The sequence below is a fragment of the Thermostichus sp. MS-CIW-25 genome, from assembly GCF_054060015.1.
Map to the genome: position 1 here is coordinate 16,623 of NZ_JBSSCS010000015.1, position 17,450 is coordinate 34,072.

A 17,450-nucleotide genomic window follows, 5' to 3' on the forward strand; every position below is an offset into this window, starting at 1 on the left:
CGCTAGTGGGAAAGGATCTGGGATAAAAACAGGCGGGAGCGCTCTTCTTTCGGATTGCTGAAAAACTCTTGGGGGGTGTTTTCCTCCACGATCTTGCCGCGGTCGAAGAAGATAATCCGATCCGCCACCTCGCGGGCAAAGCCCATCTCGTGGGTTACACACACCATGGTCATCCCCGAGCGGGCCAACTCCCGCATCACGTCCAGCACCTCCTTGATCATCTCTGGATCCAAGGCCGAGGTGGGCTCATCGAAGAGCATCACCGCCGGATTCATGGCCAAGGCGCGGGCAATCGCCACCCGCTGCTGCTGCCCCCCCGAAAGTTGCCCCGGGTATTTTTCTGCTTGCTCGGCGATCCCCACGCGGCTTAGCAGTTCCATAGCCCGCTCTATCGCCTCACTTTTTTTCATCTTTTTCACGTGGATTGGGCCAAGGGTTACATTTTGCAAAACCGTGAGATGGGGAAACAGGTTGAACTGTTGAAAAACCATGCCCACCTCGCGGCGAATGGCATCGATGTTGCGCAGGTCGCTGGTTAGCTCAATGCCATCTACCACAATGCGCCCTCTCTGGTGTTCTTCTAAGCGGTTCAACGTGCGAATAAACGTTGACTTGCCCGAACCTGAAGGCCCACAGACCACCACCACCTCTCCGCGGCGGATGCGGGTGGTAATGCCCTTGAGGACGTGGAACTCGCCGTACCACTTGTGAACATCTTCGCATTGGATAATGTCAGCGCTGGCTGCACTTTGCGGAGAGAGTGAAGACCTTATGTGCGGGGATCCTTGCATGGGTGGGTGACTCCCTAAGTTTCACCAAAGCAGGCATGGGTACCATGGCAGAACTGGCCGAGCCACAACCGTAGCCTCTGCAACATTTCCATATGCCCTGACATGTAAGGCTTTGAGAAAACCGTAGGCGCCTATGGCAAACCATTCTATGGGGTGTGGCAGGAGTGTAACCCAATGGCACGGTATCTCGGTTGAAGTGCCGTGTATGAACGACTGTTGACGACGAAGATCTTGAGGATTGACATGGGGTAATTTTATGAACTGGATAAAGCATTTGAACGGATTGGCTCCCTTGGCCGGGGCACTGGCGTTGTCTATGGGCCTGCAGTCCCTTCCCGCTTGGGCGCAGCTGGGGCCGCTCACCGACCGCATCAAGGCTCGGGGCGAGTTGATCTGTGGGGTAAACAACCAACTGCCCGGATTCGGCAACCTGGATGACCAAGGCAAGTATGTGGGTTTTGATATCGACATCTGCCGGGCGGTAGCTGCCGCTCTCTTTGGAGATCCGGACAAGGTTCGATACGTCTACCTGACGGCGGCCAATCGCCAGTCTGCGATTCAGTCGGGCGAGGTCGATATGATTAGCCGCAACACCACCTGGACCCTCACTCGGGATCGCGAGTGGGCGGTGACCTTCGGCCCCACCACCTACTACGACGGCCAAGGATTTATGGTGCGGAAGTCGCTGGGGGTGGAAAAGCTGGAAGACCTGAACGGGGCCACCATCTGTGTGATTGCCGGCACCACCACCGAGCTGAACTTGGCGGATACCTTCCGCGCCCGTGGCATTGCCTTTACGCCAGTAACCTTCGACGGCGATGATTCCTCTTTCAACGCCTACGAAGAGGGCCGTTGCGATGCCATCACCAGCGACCAAAGCGCCCTCATCTCCCGCCGGGCCAGCTTGGCTTCTCCCGACGACCACGTGATCTTGCCGGAGGTGATCTCCAAAGAGCCCTTGGGGCCGCTGGTTCCCCACGGAGATGAGAGTTTCTCCGACATTATGAACTGGACGGTCTACGCCCTCTTCTATGCAGAAGAAAAGGGGATCACCAGCGCCAATGTGGACGAGTTCCTCAAGTCCGAGGATCCCGACATTCGCCGCTTCTTGGGCCAGGAAGGCAACCTGGGAGAGCTGCTGGGCCTGAAGCCGGATTGGGTGGTCAATGTCATCAAGGCGGTGGGCAACTACGGCGAGATCTTCAACCGCCACCTGACCCCCTTGGGCGTGCCGCGGGGCTTGAACCAGCCCTACACCAAAGGTGGGATCCAGTACGCGCCGCCTTTCCGCTGATCGGCTGATTCGGAATCCGGGCCTAGGGATCCCGGTTGGTCAGTACCGGCCAGGGATCCCCTATTCTCTGCTGTGCTCTGAATTTTTGCTTGCCCCGCATGACTTCTCTGTCCGACCAGTCCCACCTTCGCCCCCCCTGGTGGCGGAATGAGCGCATCCTAAAAGTTCTGCTGCAGGTGGCCTTTGTCGTGGCCGTGCTGCTGGTGTTCGGGATCCTCGCCCAAAATCTCCTCGCCAGCCTGCGCCGCCTGGGCATCAGCTTGGGATTCCGCTTTTTGGGCAACTCTGCCAACTTTGGGATCACCGAGGGGCTGATCCCCTACGACCCTTCCGAGAGCTACCTGAAGGCTCTGGCGGTGGGAGCGGTGAACACCCTCTGGCTGTCGGCAGTCAGCATTGTGTTGGCGACGGCGATGGGCTTTGTCCTGGGGATGGCTCGCCTCTCCAGCAACTGGCTGGCCCGCCAATTGGCTACCGTCATCACCGAGATCTTTCGCAATGTCCCGGTGCTGCTGATCGTGATCTTCTGGTACCAGGGGGTGATCCTCACTCTGCCAGGGGTGCGCAACAGTCTCTCCATCGGCGGGCTTGTCTTTATCAACCAGCGGGGAGTGAAGCTGCCCGGGTTGGATCCCAGCGGCTGGCTGGTTCCCGCGCTGGCCATTGTAATCGCGGCTGGGTGGGGGATCCGCAAGCTGCTCCTAGTCTGCCGACCCGAGCTGGGATCCCGGCAGCGGAACCTGTGGGTGGCTGCGGGGGTGGCGCTGCTGGCGGTGGCCTGCTGGGTGCTCTTCCCAGAGCCGCCGGTGCGGCTGGATGTCCCGGTACTGGAGCGCTTTAACTTCCGGGGTGGGATCCAGCTTTCGGCGGAGTTTACCGCCATGATGCTGGGCTTGGTGACCTACACCGGCTGCTATATCGCCGAAGTGGTGCGGGGATCCTTTTTGGCGGTGCCGCGGGGGCAGTGGGAGGCAGCCCGGGCCATCGGCCTGTCGGAGCTGCAAACCTTTCGCTTGGTGATTGTGCCCCAGGCCCTGCGGATCATGATCCCCTCCTTGAACACTCAGTATCTCACCCTGATCAAAAACTCCAGCTTGGCCATTGCCGTTGGCTTCTCCGATCTGTTCAACATCAGCAGCACCATCATCAACCAGTCGGGACGCTCGGTGGAGATGTTCGCCATCCTCATGGCCACCTATCTGACCTTCAACCTGGTGGTTTCCTACGGCATGAACTGGCTCAATGCCCGCGTCAAATTGGTGGAGCGCTAACCCATGCCCAGCAGTCTCTCCTCTCCCCTTGTAGAAGAAAAGGTACTCCCCCCCAGGGAGAAACAAAGTCCTCTGGCTTGGGTGCGCCGCAACCTGTTCGACTCCTGGCTGAGCACCTTGCTCACCTTGGTCTCTGCCTTGGTGTTGGCCTGGGCAATTTCCCTGTTCTGGAACTGGGCGTTCACCCAAGCCCGCTGGGAGGTGATCCCGGCCAACCTGAAAATCTTTGCCAGCGGCACCTACCCCAGCAGCCAACTGTGGCGGGTGTGGGCGGTGTTGGGAATTGTGCTGGCCACCTTGGGGGTAGCGGGGGGGGCTTGGGGCGGTGTGCTGCTGCACTACCTCATTCTCTTGGGAGCTGCTATGGGCTTAGCCGCGTTCCTGCCTTTGGGAACCCAGTCGCAGGGGTGGCTGGCGGTTTGCTCTGGCGTCACTTTTGCCGCTATTGCCCTCAGTCGGGGACGGGAATCCTGGCGGCTGGCTTCCATCTGGGTTTGGGCCTTGATCTTGCCCCTCTGTCTGCAGCTGCTGCTGGGCGACCTGGGCCCCAATTGGCCGGCAGTGCGGGCTGAGCAACTGTCTGGACTGCTGCTGACCTTGATCTTGGCGGCAGCCGCCATGATCATCGGCTTCCCCATTGGGGTGTTGCTGGCGTTGGGCCGGGCCAATCGGGCGTTGCCGGTAATCCGGATCTTCTGCACGCTGGTGATCGAGCTGGTGCGGGGGGTGCCTCTGACCACCATTCTGTTTGCCGCCTGGCTGTTGGTGCCCTTCTTTCTGGGGGGGATCAGCGTCAACCTGATCATCAGGGCGGAGGTGGCCTTCATCTTGTTTACAGCCGTGTACGTGGCCGAGGACGTGCGGGGCGGCCTGCAGTCGATCCCGCTGGGCCAGCTAGAAGCGGCACGGGCGCTGGGCTTGAACCCCTTTCAAGTGACCGCTTTGGTGATTTTGCCCCAGGCACTGCGGGCAGCCGTTCCGGCGCTGGTGAACGAGTTCCTCACCCTCTTCAAAGACACGTCACTGGTGTTCATTGTCGGCCTCATCGACCTGCTGCAGGCGGGGCGGGTGGTGTTCACCAACCCCAACTGGCTGGGCACCCAGCGGGAAGTGCTGTTTTTTATCGGCCTGATCTACTTTATCTGCTGCTTTGCCATGGCTTACGCCGCCCAGCAGGTGGAAAAGGCGCTGGGCTTGGGCAAGCGCTAAAAACTGCAACCGCTCCCCTTCCCAGTTTCATCTGCTCAGGCCCCGGGATCCCCTTAACAGGCCAGGGCTACATCCCCCTATAGCGGCTCGACAAGTGCTTTTCCCTGGAGAGGGGGCAGCGCTAAGATAGCGGGGAACGTTTCGTTACACCTTGGCCCATGACCCTTGCCTCTGAGACCGAGTCCCCGAAGCAAGCCGCGGCGGCCCCTGAGCCTGGTCGGGTGCGGGATCCGGAGTTTCCCTACGAGGTCGAAATGACCTTGATGGAGCACTTGGAAGAGCTGCGCAGCCGCCTGTTGGCCAGCGTGATCGCGGTGGCGATCTGCATCATCGCCTGCTTTGCCGTGGTGAATCGCATTGTCGCCCTGCTGGAGGTGCCCGCTCGGGGGGTTACCTTTTTGCAACTGGCGCCGGGGGAGTATTTTTTCGTTTCTGTGAAGGTGGCGGCCTACTCGGGGCTATTGCTGGCCACACCCTTTTTGCTCTACCAAATTGCCCGCTTCGTCTTGCCGGGGCTGAGCGTGAAGGAGCGCAAGCTGCTGGGGCCGGTGGTGCTGGGATCGAGCCTTCTCTTTGTGGCCGGCTTGGTCTTTGCCTACTATCTCCTCATTCCGGCGGCGCTTAACTTTTTCATTCGCTATGGCGAAGGGGTGGTGGATCAGGCTTGGTCCATTGACCGCTACTTTGAGTTTGTGCTGCTGCTGTTGTTCAGTACCGGCCTGGCCTTTCAGGTGCCGATTTTGCAGGCGCTGCTGGGGGCGCTGGGGCTGGTGACTGCCGAGCAGATGTTCAAGGGCTGGCGCTACGTGGTTCTGGGCGCGGTGGTGGCGGGGGCCATTCTCACCCCTTCGACGGATCCCCTCACCCAGAGCCTTTTGGCCGGGGCTGTGACGTTTCTATATTTGTTTGGCATTCTGCTGGTGAAGCTCCTTGGCAAATGAGCCGAAGCTGCATGCGCTGATCTTGGCGGCTGGGTTTTCCACGCGGATGGGAGAGCCGAAAGCCTTTCTGCCCTGGAAAGACGGGCAAACCCTGCTCTCTTACCAGATTTTTCAGTGGCGACAGGCGGGGTTTCAACCCTGGGTGGTGCTGGGATCCCAGCATTTGGCGGCAGCCCAACCCCACTTGGCAGGGGCAGAGGTGCTGGTCAATCCGGCTCCTGAGCTGGGCAAGACCCACTCCATTCGGGTAGGGGTGGAAGGGATCCCTGCCGATTTTCAGGTGCTGGCCATTTCGGCGGTGGATCAGCCCCGCCCGGCGTGGATCTACCACAGCTTGCTGGAGTACCATCTGCGCCACCGCGCTTGGGCTACTGTGCCGGTGCATCGAGGACGACGGGGGCACCCTACCCTGATCGACAGGCGCTTGCGGGAAAAGCTGTTGGATCTCCGAGAAGAAACCCTGGGCCTGCGCCGGTTGTTGCAGGATCTGGGCAGGCGGGTACAGGAGGTGGAGCTCTACACTCCTGAGATCTTCCTGGACTGCAATACCCCTGCCGATATGGAGGCCGCTGCTGCCGGTTGCGACAGCGTTGCCCAGGAGTGAGGGGATCCCCTTCAGCACTTGTCCTGCGACCGGTCGCCTCAGCGGTACCGAGCACTTCGGCGTTGCCCAGCAAGATGTTCTTCCCATTGCTCGTATGAGAAAGGGCCTTTATCCTGCCAGCACCTACGATCCTGCCTGCCCGGTCGGCAGCTACTGGGACAGCACGATAGCAGATCCCGGTTGGCGGCATCCGGCACCTTTGCAAGCGCAGGTGGGCGCGGAGGTGGTCATTGTGGGGGGAGGATTGACGGGGCTATCGACGGCCTTGCACCTGGCCCGCGACCACGGCATCCATGCTTATCTGCTGGAGGCGGGATCCCTGGGTTGGGGGGCCTCGGGACGCAACGGTGGCTTTTGCGGGGTGGGGTCGAGCCACCTCACCCACACCCAGATGGTGCGGCGGGTGGGCCTGGCAGAGACAGAGCGCTACTACCGGGATCAATGGCAGGCAGTGGAAACCGTTCAGGAGCTGGCGGCCAGCGAGGGCTTCTCCCTAGAGGCTCAGGGACAGGGCTGCTATGCAGTGGCCCATCGTCCACAGGCATGGTCGGAGTTAGAGGCCGAGTACCAGATCTGTACTCAGGTGGCGGGCTACCCGGCCCAGCTCCTCAACCCCAAAGAGCTGCGGGAACGCGGCTTCAACAGCCAAGAGAACCACGGCGCTTTGCACATCGGGGTGGGGTTTGGCCTCAACCCCCTCAAGCTCACCCAAGGACTGGCCCAAGCGGCCCACCGGTGGGGGGCGAAGCTGTACAGCGGCAGTCCGGTCACGGCCTGGGAAAAGGTGGGATCCCACCACTGCTGCCACACGCCGGGAGGAACGGTGCGCGCTCGGCACTTGGTCATTGCCACCAATGGCTACACCCCAGAGGCCCTGTATCCCCAACTGGCGGGATCCCTGTTGCCGGCACTGTCCAACATCCTGGTCACCCGACCTCTGACGCCTCAGGAGCAGAAAGCGCAGGGGTGGTGGGATCCGACGCCACTCTACGACATGCGGCGGCTGCTGTTCTATTACCGTCTGCTGCCGGATGGGCGCCTGCTGTTTGGGGGACGGGGTGGCACCCGCGATACCCCGACGGAGCGACAGCAGTTGCGCACTTGGATGACTCGACAGCTCTATCGTCTTTTCCCTGCTTGGGAAGGGGTGGAGATCGAGTACGCCTGGAATGGACTGGTCTGCCTTTCTCGGCAGTTTCACCCCCATATTGGCCCTTCGCCGGCGGATCCCAGCCTATGGTATGGCCTGGCCTATCACGGCAGCGGTGTAGCCACGGCGGTGTGGGCGGGCAAAATGCTGGCCCAGGAGATTGCCGGGATCCCTTCTCAGATGAGCGCTCTGTTTCGCCAGCCGCCCCGCTCTTTCCCTTTGCCCTGGCTACGGCTTCACTACCTGCGGCTGGGGTATCTTTGGTGGCAGTTGACGGATGGATAGCCTCTCCAAGTGTGCGGGGGATCCCTCTGTTCGGCAGAGAAGTCCTGCCCTAGTCTGGTCGTAGTTGGGTGGAAACCATCGCTTGTCGTTGCTCCTGAGGTATCCAGTGCTGCTCACGTCTTGCCATCGGCCCAGTCCAGATCCGTCTCCTCTCCAAACCCAATCGGCAACCTGTCGCCGCCAACGGCTTTCGCAAGCGGGGCAGCGGCTGGGGTTTGCTCTGCTGCTCAGCCTACCCACCATGTTTTGGCCTTGGCCCGGATTTGCCCAAATTGCCGGATCCCTTCTCAGCCCCTTGGTGGCCGCTTGGATCCGTTCGGAGGTGCAGAGGGTCGATAACCTGCAAGTGCAAATTGCCGGCTCCGACGCCCAGATTTTGAACGGGCAGATCCCTCAGGCCCAGGTGTCGGGAGACAACCTCAGCTATCAAGGCTTTCAGGTCAGCCATCTGCGGCTGCGGGGCCAGGATATTCGCCTCAATGTGGGCGAAGCCATCCAGGGACGGAGCCCGCTGCGGCTATTGGCCCCTGTGCCGGTGCAGGTGAGCTTGCGCCTTACCGAGGAAGACCTGAACCGCACCCTCCAGGCTCCCCTCATCCAAGCCCAACTGGCTCAGGCCCAGGTGCAGTTGCCTGTTGGGGGCCAAGTGGTGCCCTTTCTCATCCGCCAGCCTCAGGTCACGCTGGAACAGGGTCGGCTGCGCATCCAGGCTAACCTGACCACTCCGGAAGGGGTGGAAGCGCCGGTGACGGTGCTGACCGGCCTAGAAGCCCAAGGCCCCAACCGGTTGCGGCTGGTCAATCCCCTTTGGGTGAGCGAAGGCCAAGAGATCCCCATCCCCGGCCTGGCCGATTTCCCCATTCAGTTGGATCCGGGCGTGCGCATTGACCGCCTGGAGTTGCAGCCCGGCCAAATCCTCTACGAAGGGATCCTGACCATTTACCCAGAAGTCGCAACCGTGCCGCAGGGATAGTTCGCCTGGGCAGGACGGAGACCTTTCCCGTTCAGCAACGGGTGTGATCGGGATCAATCTCAAAGGGTGTGCCTCTGGGCGAGGATCCCTCTAGCAACCGGAGGGAAAGGGATCTTGCTGGCCGTTTGCGTTGGTGCCCCGTCGGGAACCGCACCGTCCACAAGACGAGAGCGGCATCGACTCCCTTCGGTAGCCGGGCAGGAGTGGTGTATTGAGGTGAGATCATGATCCAGCCATCCAACTGCAAACTCGACCCCTGGGTCGCGGTAGCGGTGCGGAGCACTTGCGGCTGGGCGCTGCTGCTGATTTTGTCGGTTGGTTTTTTGGGGGGATGTGCTGGCGACCCGGTTTCTACAGTCCCTCTGGATGGCGCTGCTGTCGGCACGCGGACGGCCACTCCCGAAGGCCGATCCTTTTCCGATATTCAGCCTGGTCGGGAGCCCCGTCTGAAACACCTTTGGGCCAGTTTTGTCATCACTGCTGAGCAACTGCAATCCGCCCGCGAGGCTCCCGTTTCGCTCCATCCGCAGGCCATTCTCCCCTGCACCGACTGCGAGAGCCTCCGATGGCAGCCGGGATCCCCGCCCCCCACTCCCCCTTCCCGCGCTCTGGGCACCTATCGCCCTGATCAGCTCACCTTCTCCTTTCGAGTGCAGCCCCATGAGATTTCCAGCCGTCCAGGACTCCGTGCTGCTATCACGCTCAGCGGCAGCTTTCATCTGGATACCACCACGCCCCTGATTCACCCCGGCGAAGGGGTGCGCCTAAAGGTTCAGCGGGCGCTTTTGGGGGAAGAGGCCCTAGAACCGCTGCCGCCTCCTCAGGACTTCCACACCCAGCAGATCAGCAGAGGCCAGTTCCAGGAGCGCAGTTGGATCCTTCCTGTCTCGCTGCCGGATCCCGATGCCGGTGAAGTTTTGCCGCCGCTGCGGCTGGAGGTTGTCCTTACCTCGCCGATCCCACCTGACTCTGCCCCCTTTCAACGGGGTAGGCCGCTGCCGCCGCCTCCGGGTCGGCTGTATCACGGGGTCGCTTGGCCGGGCATTCCCACTTGGGATCAACTCCTCGCCTATCGCCAGGCCATCGGTCAACCCCCCGCCTGGGCAGCCGTGGATCACCTCTGGGATCCCCGCCAGGACTTTCCACAGCAGTTGGCCAGTCGCCTGCGGGAAAGCGGCTCAGTCCCCTACCTGCGCCTGCGGCTAGATCCAGCCCAACTTTCTGCCTTGGCCAATGGGGATCACGATGAGACCTTGCGCTCTTGGGCCCGCGGGATCCAGCGCTTTGCCACCCCCATCATCCTGGCCGTCGTTGTTGGCGACGGGGATCCCGAACGCGCTCGCGGTAGCGGTGGGGAGCCCTTTGGTGGGACGGAGTCCTCGCTGCAACAACGGGCTTACCAACACCTGATGCAAACCCTGCGCTCTGTTCGCGTTAGCGGGACGGAGTCCCCGGCCAATTTGCTCTGGGTGGTGGAGCTGGACGGAGAAGATGCAGAGGCCGTGTCCGCCTGGGCTAACTTCCCTGGGATGGACTGGCTGAGCCTAGCAGGGGATCCCGCCACCTTTGCATCGGTGTATCGTCGCCTCGAAGCCCTCAACCCGAAAGTGCCTGTGGTGATCCGCGGGCCGGCTCCGGGCTCAGCAACCTCTCAACCGCTGCTGGAAGGTCTGGAGGCGCAGCGCTGGCCTCAGGTGATCGGCTGGAGCTGGGCCTTGAGCGGGGACGGGATCCCTCCTGCAGCAGCACAGGATTGGCGGCAGCATCTGCAACAGGGGGATCCCCAGATATGGCTGGGGGAAATGCGGGTGCAGCCCCCGCCCAGCCCCCTTCCCTCGCCCAAGCCTTGAGAAAGGACGACCTGTCTGGAAAAACCTCCTGGAAAAGTCGATAATAGGCCAGCCCGTTTTACCCTTTCTGCCGAAATTGTGGCCCTGATCCCCTCATCACCTCCCCTGTCCCGCTTCGCCCAGGCCATCCAGCAGGGGGAATTTCTGCTCACCGCCGAGATTACCCCCCCCAAGGGATCCGACACCAGCACCCTGCTGTCTTTGGCCCAGCAGCTCAAGGGGCGGGTGCATGCCATCAACATCACGGACTCCAACCGAGCCATGGCCCGCATGAGCCCGTTGGCAGCTTCGCTGCTGTTGCATCAGGCAGGCGTTGAACCGATCCTGCAGTTGGCCTGTCGGGATCGCAACCGCCTGGCCCTCCAGGGGGATCTGTTGGGGGCCTCAGCTCTCGGCCTGCGCAATGTGTTGGCCCTCACCGGGGATCCCATCCACATCGGCGATTGCCCCGATGCCCGCCCCGTATTCGATCTGGAGTCGGTGCGCCTGCTGCAGCTTATCCAACGGCTGAACAATGGCCTCGATTGCAACGGCAAACCTCTCCCGGATGGGGGCACGCATCTGTTGCCGGGGGCAGCAGTAGAACCCCAATCGGGCAGCTTTTCCGGCCTGGAGCGGCGCTTCCACCGCAAGCTGGAAAACGGAGCCCAATTTTTCCAGAGCCAGATGGTTACTGACTTCGAGCAGCTGGAGCGCTTCATGGATAAGTTGGGCCGTCCCGCCGGCAAGCCCATCCTGGCTGGCATCTTTTTGCTCAAGTCGGCCAAAAATGCCGAGTTTATCAACCGCAACCTGCCAGGAGTGAAGATCCCAGACGGGATTATCCAGCGGCTGGCCAACGCCGCCCACCCCCTCGAAGAAGGGATCCGCATTGCCGCCGAACAGGTGCGTCAGGCCCGCCAGATCTGCCATGGGGTGCATCTGATGGCCGTCAAAGCCGAGCACCTCATCCCCCGCATTCTGGATGAGGCCGGGATCCCTCCCCTGACCGGCTAGCTCAACACTTGCTCCAGCCCGTAGACCAAACCTTTGAGCTGCAGCACCTTGCGGATCCCCAGGATCACTCCCGGCATAAAAGCTATCCGATCCGTGGTGTCGTGTCTCAACGTGAGGGTTTGCCCCATCCCACCAAAGATGACCTCCTGGTGGGCAATCAACCCCGGCAGACGAACGCTGTGAATGGGGATGTTGGGGCCGGGGATCCCTCCCCGCGCACCGGGGATCAGCTCTTTTTCTTCCACTGAGGACTCCGTCCCGCTGTCGCGAACGGGCGGGTTAAAGGCCTTGCCCAATTGCCCCAGCCGTTGGGCCGTCTGCAGAGCCGTGCCGCTGGGGGCATCCGCTTTGCGGTTGTGGTGCAGCTCGATGATCTCGACATGGTCAAAATACTGGGCCGCCTGCAGGGCCATCTGCTGCAGCAAAATCATGCCGATGGCAAAATTGGGCGCGATCAAACAGCCCACACCGGACTTATCCGCCAGATCCCGCAGCCGCTCCACCTGCTCCGGCGTCAGGCCCGTCGTCCCCACCACCGGGCGTACGCCAAAGGCAATGGCCGAGCGAACATGTTCAAAGGCCGACCGAGGATGGGTAAAGTCCACCATTACGCCGCGGCTGCTGCGCTGCGACAACCTCAGCAACTGCCCCGGCAGGTCGTCGGTAATCTCCACCCCCAGGGATCCCAGGCCCAGCACCTCGCCAATATCCGAGCCCAGTTGAGAGCGGGCCACCGCCCCCACTAGGGTCATGTCGGGCGTCTGGGCAACGGCTCGCACCACCTCTCGCCCCATTTTGCCCAGGGCCCCCACCACCAAAACCGGAATGGGGGATTGGGCCGCTCCTGGAGTTGCCAACCCCTGAGAGGGGTCTGCACCACTATCGCGATCGACCGGATCAACCGATGTTGTCACCCGCTGCTGCCCTCATCCAAGCTCTACGAAATGACTGCGAAAGCGGGGGATCCCTGCAGATCCATCACAGCTTCACCTCGATATCTACCCCTGCCGGCAGATCCAGCTTCATGAGAGCATCGATGGTTTTGGAAGAGGGGGAATAGATGTCGATAATGCGCCGGTGGGTGCGGGTTTCAAAATGTTCCCGCGAGTCCTTGTCGGTGTGGGGGGAACGCAGCACACAGTAGATTCTGCGCCGCGTAGGCAAAGGGATCGGGCCGACAGGTACGGCGTCGGTACGACGAGCCGTATCCACAATTTTGTCGCAGGAAGTATCCAGCAGCCGATGATCGTAAGCCTTCAGGCGGATGCGAATTTTCTGTTGGGTCAAAGTAGGCATGGCCGGAGAGCAATCCAGAGAACGGTGGACTCGAAAAGGTCAGCAGGGAAAGTGCTCCGCACCACTGTTGCGACCGAGTTGGTCTGGGGCCGTCGGCACTCAATCCCTGCCAGGAAAAAGCAGCTTACTTCAGGATCTTGGAGACAACACCCGCTCCGACAGTACGGCCACCCTCGCGAATGGCAAAGCGCATCCCCTGCTCAATGGCGATGGGCTGGATCAGCTCCACCGTCATCTTAACGCGGTCACCAGGCATCACCATCTCTGGCTGGGATCCGTCATCAGCCGTGAAGGAAGAGATGGTGCCGGTTACATCGGTGGTGCGCACGTAGAATTGGGGACGATAGCCGGCGAAGAACGGCGTGTGGCGACCTCCTTCCTCTTTCTTGAGGACATACACCTCAGACTCGAAGCTGGTGTGAGGAGTAATGGTCTTGGGCTTGGCCAGCACCATGCCGCGCTCCACTTCGTTCTTCTGAATGCCCCGCAACAGCACACCAACGTTGTCGCCGGCAATCCCTTCGTCGAGGGTTTTCTGGAACATCTCCAGGCCGGTAACGGTGGTAGAGCGAGTTTCTCGCAGGCCCACCAGTTCCACCGTTTCGCCCACCTTGATGCGACCCCGCTCGATCCGGCCCGTGGCCACCGTACCCCGACCGGTAATCGAGAAGACATCCTCCACGGCCATCAGGAAGGGCTTGTCCACATCCCGCTCCGGCGTGGGAATGTAGGAGTCTACCGCATCCATCAGCTCATAGATTTTGTCCACCCAAGGATCTTCGCCCCGCTGGGTTTTGGGGTTGGCAGTCATCCGTTCCAGAGCTTTCAGCGCCGATCCTCTAATGATGGGGATGTCGTCGCCGGGGAAGTCGTATTTGGAGAGGAGCTCCCGCACTTCCAGCTCCACCAACTCCAGCAGCTCTGGATCGTCCACCATGTCTGCCTTGTTCAGAAAGACCACCAAGCTGGGCACCCCTACCTGACGGGCCAACAGGATGTGCTCCCGTGTTTGGGGCATGGGACCATCAGCTGCAGACACCACCAAGATGGCCCCATCCATCTGAGCCGCGCCTGTGATCATGTTCTTCACGTAGTCGGCGTGGCCGGGACAATCCACGTGGGCGTAGTGACGGTTGGCAGTCTGATACTCGACGTGGGCGGTGTTGATGGTAATGCCGCGAGCTTTTTCCTCTGGCGCTGCGTCGATCTCATCGTACCTTTTGGCTGTGGCCTGACCCAAAGCAGCCAAGGTGGTGGTGATGGCAGCCGTCAGGGTGGTCTTGCCGTGGTCAACATGGCCGATGGTGCCAACGTTGACATGGGGTTTGGTGCGTTCAAACTTAGCGCGTGCCATGAATCATCACTTCCTTTTTGGTTTCAGTCAGCTACTCATTTCCTTTGTTTTTGGCAATGATGGCTTCGGCGATACTGCGAGGAACTTCCTCGTAGTGGCTGAACTCCATCGTGAAGGTGCCTCGACCCTGGGTCTTGGAGCGAATGTCGGTGGCATAGCCAAACATCTCCGCCAAGGGAACTTTGGCATTGACTTTGGTAATGCCGCCTTCTGTATTCATCCCCTCCATCTGGCCGCGGCGGGCGTTGATGTCCCCGATGACATCCCCCACAAAGGCTTCAGGGACTTCCACCTCGACCTTCATCATCGGCTCCAGCAGGGTAGGGCTTGCCCTGCGAGCGGCCTCCTTCAGAGCCATCGAACCGGCGATCTTGAAGGCCATTTCGCTGGAGTCCACCTCGTGGTAGGAGCCATCCACCAGGGTGGCGCGGATGTCAATCAGGGGATAGCCCGCCAGCACACCGGATTCGCAGGCTTCTCGGATCCCTTGCTCGGCTGGCCCAATGTATTCTTTGGGCACAACGCCACCCACAATCTTGGAAACGAACTCAAATCCTGTACCCGGCTCCGCCGGCTCTAGGTCGATCACCACATGGCCGTACTGGCCACGGCCACCGCTCTGGCGAACAAACTTGCCTTCCACGCGGCTGACCGGCTTGCGAATGGTTTCGCGGTAGGCCACCTGTGGGTTGCCAACATTGGCTTCTACGTTGAACTCCCGCAGCATCCGATCCACCAAGATCTCCAGGTGCAGCTCGCCCATCCCAGAGATAATGGTTTGATTGGTCTCGGGATCCACAGACACGCGGAAGGTGGGATCCTCCTTGGCCAGGGCCTGCAGGGCCTTGGAGAGCTTATCGATATCGGCTTTGGTTTTGGGTTCTACCGCTACTGAGATCACCGGCTCTGGGATGAACAGTGACTCTAGGATCACCGGCGCATTTTCGTCGCAGAGGGTGTCTCCGGTGGTGGTGTCCTTGAGGCCCACCACAGCTCCCAGATCTCCTGCCCGCAGCTCATCCACGTCCAAGCGTTCATCGGCCTTCAGCACCACCAACCGCGAAATTCGCTCCTTCTTGTTCTTGGTGGAGTTGAGCACATAAGTACCTTTGGTCAACACCCCCGAGTAGACGCGAATAAAGGTGAGATCCCCGTACTTATCACTCATCAACTTGAAGGCCAGGGCAGAGAAGGGCTCATCGTCGCTGGCACGGCGGGACACTTCTGAGCCATCCGGCAGCACCCCCTTGATGGCCGGAATATCCACAGGCGAGGGCAGGTAATCCACCACCGCATCCAGCAGCATCTGGACTCCCTTGTTCTTGAAGGCAGAGCCACACAGCATGGGCACAATTTGGCCGCTGATCGTGCCTTTGCGCAGACCCGCCATCAAGTCGGCTTCGCTCAGATCTTCTTCGGCGAAGTACTTTTCCATCAGAGCTTCGTCCGTCTCGGCCACTGCTTCCACCAGCTTGGCCCGATACTCTGCCACGAGATCTTTCATCTCCTCAGGGATGGGGGCCGGACGAATGTCTTTGCCGATCTCATCCATATAAATGCGGGCTTGCATCCGCACCAAGTCAACAATGCCGCAAAACCCGTCTTCGGCACCGATGGGCAGTTGGATGGGCACAGCATTGGCCTTGAGGCGCTCCCGGATCTGGTTGTAAACCTTGAGGAAATTGGCCCCCATGCGATCCATTTTGTTGACGAAGGCAATGCGGGGCACATTGTAACGATTGGCTTGCCGCCAGACGGTCTCAGACTGAGGCTGCACGCCGCCCACCGAGTCAAAGACGGCGATCACCCCATCCAGCACCCGCATGGAGCGCTCAACTTCAATGGTGAAATCGACGTGCCCAGGAGTATCGATGATGTTGATGGTGTACTCCGGTGCGCCGGAGAGGGGCTGGGAAGGATTTGCGGGATCCCGCTTAGTCCAACGGGTGGTGATGGCCGCAGCGGTGATGGTGATGCCCCGCTCCCGCTCCTGGGCCATCCAATCGGTGACCGCAGTTCCGTCGTGAACTTCGCCAATTTTGTGCACCAGACCGGAGTAGAAGAGAATCCGCTCTGTGGTCGTGGTCTTGCCAGCATCGATGTGAGCCGCGATGCCGATGTTTCGGACTCGTTCTAGGGGAACTGTGCGTGCCACGTCAACCTCCCAATCCTCGTCGCCCTGCAACTTGGGCAAACTAAAAAATCCTTTACAATTCTAATCTTTTTTGCCGATTTTTCTCCACCTCGCTGGAACTCGGGCTGGGCAGAACAGGGATCCCAAAAGTCTCCACTGCTCCGCCAGGCTAGTTCAGTAGCGGTAGTGGGCAAAGGCTTTGTTGGCCTCGGCCATGCGATGCACCTCTTCTCGCCGCCGAATGGCGCTGCCGGTTTCGTTGGCTGCATCGATCAGCTCATTGGCCAACTTGGCGGCCATGGTGCGACCTGGACGAGTGCGCGAAAAGGTCACCAACCAGCGCAGCGCTAGGGAAGTGCCCCGTTCTCCTCTCACCTCCACAGGCACCTGATAAGTGGCTCCGCCCACCCGGCGGGCTTTCACCTCCACCAGTGGGGTGGCGTTGCGAACAGCATTTTCCAGCAAGGGCAGTGGGTCTTGGCCAGTGCGCTCCCGCACAATGTCCAGAGCTTCATAGAGGATCCTGGCAGCCAGGGATGCCTTACCCCTCATCATCAACTTGCGGATCAGCATGGTAACCAGACGGCTCCCATACTTGGGATCCGGGGGCACATCACGACGAGGGGCACGGTTGCGGCGAGACATAGGAGCTGGGTTGCTTGTTCAGATGGGGATGGCAGAAAGAAAGATGACGAGTGGGATATGGAGGGTTGAGGGTGAGGGCAAAGCTATTTTTTCTTGCCAGCGGCGGCTGGAGCTTGGCCCGGCTTGGGCCGTTTCGCCCCGTATTTGGAGCGGCCTTGTTTGCGGTCTTTGACCCCTGCAGCGTCGAGGGTGCCCCGGATAATGTGGTAACGCACGCCGGGCAGATCCTTAACCCGCCCACCGCGAATCATGACCACAGAGTGCTCCTGCAGGTTGTGGCCGATGCCAGGAATGTAGGCAGTGACCTCAAAGCCGGAAGTGAGGCGAACGCGAGCCACTTTTCTCAGGGCCGAGTTGGGCTTTTTGGGCGTTGTCGTGTACACTCGGGTGCAAACCCCCCGCCGCTGTGGACAAGCCTTCAGGGCAGGGGACTTGGTTTTGCGAGCGGCAACGCTGCGCTCCTCACGGATCAGTTGCTGAATGGTGGGCATGGGCTGGCAGAGAAGGTCACGGCTTAAATTTTAAATTATCCGGTTGAATTATCCGGCGATATTGAATCCTAGCAAGGCGGGATCCCAGCGTCAACTTGGGGATGGACTGCTGGGCTGTTAGCCTGGCCGAGTCTGAATTTCGGCCTCGTTCCCCCCTTGCCTCAGC

At 60.6% G+C, this 17,450-nt stretch carries 16 protein-coding genes; 9 read left to right on the plus strand and 7 right to left on the minus strand.

Translation table 11 applies throughout. The features are described from left to right. Positions 1-2 precede the first annotated feature (2 nt). Entirely contained in the window at positions 3-791 is a 789-nt protein-coding gene (locus tag ACVWZ1_RS07185; protein WP_457502962.1) for an amino acid ABC transporter ATP-binding protein, read from the minus strand. A 256-nt stretch (positions 792-1,047) separates the two neighbouring features. Between ACVWZ1_RS07185 and ACVWZ1_RS07190 the strand changes: the two genes are divergently transcribed. The 9 genes from ACVWZ1_RS07190 (at position 1,048) to ACVWZ1_RS07230 (ending at position 11,364) form a co-directional block, all read left to right on the plus strand. Continuing rightward, entirely contained in the window at positions 1,048-2,085 is a 1,038-nt protein-coding gene (locus tag ACVWZ1_RS07190) for an amino acid ABC transporter substrate-binding protein (protein WP_011430144.1), read from the plus strand. 35 nt (positions 2,086-2,120) lie between these two features. Further along, a complete protein-coding gene (locus ACVWZ1_RS07195; RefSeq protein WP_457502964.1) occupies positions 2,121-3,356 on the plus strand; it encodes an amino acid ABC transporter permease in 1,236 nt (411 codons plus the stop codon). Positions 3,357-3,359: 3 nt separating this feature from the next. Continuing rightward, positions 3,360-4,565: an amino acid ABC transporter permease gene (locus tag ACVWZ1_RS07200; RefSeq protein ID WP_457502966.1), complete on the plus strand. Its 1,206-nt coding sequence runs from the start codon at positions 3,360-3,362 to the stop codon at positions 4,563-4,565. Between the two features lie 158 nt (positions 4,566-4,723). Then, on the plus strand, positions 4,724-5,506 hold the full coding sequence (tatC, locus tag ACVWZ1_RS07205) for a twin-arginine translocase subunit TatC (RefSeq protein ID WP_457502968.1): 783 nt from the start codon (positions 4,724-4,726) through the stop codon (positions 5,504-5,506). Next, on the plus strand, positions 5,496-6,110 hold the full coding sequence (locus tag ACVWZ1_RS07210; protein WP_414343123.1) for a nucleotidyltransferase family protein: 615 nt from the start codon (positions 5,496-5,498) through the stop codon (positions 6,108-6,110). Before tatC ends, ACVWZ1_RS07210 begins: the two co-directional genes overlap by 11 nt. Next, complete coding sequence (locus ACVWZ1_RS07215) at positions 6,097-7,545, plus strand: NAD(P)/FAD-dependent oxidoreductase (protein ID WP_457502969.1); 1,449 nt, start codon at positions 6,097-6,099, stop codon at positions 7,543-7,545. Before ACVWZ1_RS07210 ends, ACVWZ1_RS07215 begins: the two co-directional genes overlap by 14 nt. A gap of 106 nt (positions 7,546-7,651) precedes the next feature. Continuing rightward, on the plus strand, positions 7,652-8,518 hold the full coding sequence (locus ACVWZ1_RS07220) for an LmeA family phospholipid-binding protein (RefSeq protein WP_457502971.1): 867 nt from the start codon (positions 7,652-7,654) through the stop codon (positions 8,516-8,518). 224 nt (positions 8,519-8,742) lie between these two features. Further along, positions 8,743-10,368 carry a hypothetical protein gene (locus tag ACVWZ1_RS07225; RefSeq protein WP_457502972.1) on the plus strand — a complete coding sequence of 542 codons (1,626 nt, stop codon included), beginning with the start codon at positions 8,743-8,745 and terminating at the stop codon, positions 10,366-10,368. 78 nt (positions 10,369-10,446) lie between these two features. Further along, on the plus strand, positions 10,447-11,364 hold the full coding sequence (locus tag ACVWZ1_RS07230; RefSeq protein WP_457502973.1) for a methylenetetrahydrofolate reductase: 918 nt from the start codon (positions 10,447-10,449) through the stop codon (positions 11,362-11,364). On the opposite strand, the gene dapB is transcribed toward ACVWZ1_RS07230, so the two are convergent. From dapB to rpsL, 6 genes are all read right to left on the minus strand, one after another. Further along, positions 11,361-12,221: a 4-hydroxy-tetrahydrodipicolinate reductase gene (gene dapB / locus ACVWZ1_RS07235; protein WP_457502992.1), complete on the minus strand. Its 861-nt coding sequence runs from the start codon at positions 12,219-12,221 to the stop codon at positions 11,361-11,363. The two genes, ACVWZ1_RS07230 and dapB, sit on opposite strands and share 4 nt — an antisense overlap. Positions 12,222-12,342: 121 nt before the next feature. Continuing rightward, the gene (gene rpsJ / locus ACVWZ1_RS07240) at positions 12,343-12,660 is read right to left on the minus strand and encodes a 30S ribosomal protein S10 (protein ID WP_414328725.1); all 318 of its coding nucleotides are present in this window, start codon (positions 12,658-12,660) and stop codon (positions 12,343-12,345) included. A gap of 124 nt (positions 12,661-12,784) precedes the next feature. Beyond that, positions 12,785-14,014 carry an elongation factor Tu gene (gene tuf / locus ACVWZ1_RS07245; protein ID WP_457489388.1) on the minus strand — a complete coding sequence of 410 codons (1,230 nt, stop codon included), beginning with the start codon at positions 14,012-14,014 and terminating at the stop codon, positions 12,785-12,787. Positions 14,015-14,045: 31 nt separating this feature from the next. After that, entirely contained in the window at positions 14,046-16,169 is a 2,124-nt protein-coding gene (gene fusA / locus ACVWZ1_RS07250) for an elongation factor G (RefSeq protein WP_011432555.1), read from the minus strand. A gap of 153 nt (positions 16,170-16,322) precedes the next feature. Further along, the gene (gene rpsG / locus ACVWZ1_RS07255) at positions 16,323-16,793 is read right to left on the minus strand and encodes a 30S ribosomal protein S7 (protein ID WP_011432554.1); all 471 of its coding nucleotides are present in this window, start codon (positions 16,791-16,793) and stop codon (positions 16,323-16,325) included. Positions 16,794-16,876: 83 nt separating this feature from the next. Beyond that, positions 16,877-17,284, minus strand: coding sequence for a 30S ribosomal protein S12 (gene rpsL, locus ACVWZ1_RS07260; RefSeq protein ID WP_011432553.1), 408 nt, complete (start codon positions 17,282-17,284; stop codon positions 16,877-16,879). Between the last annotated feature and the right edge of the window lie 166 nt (positions 17,285-17,450).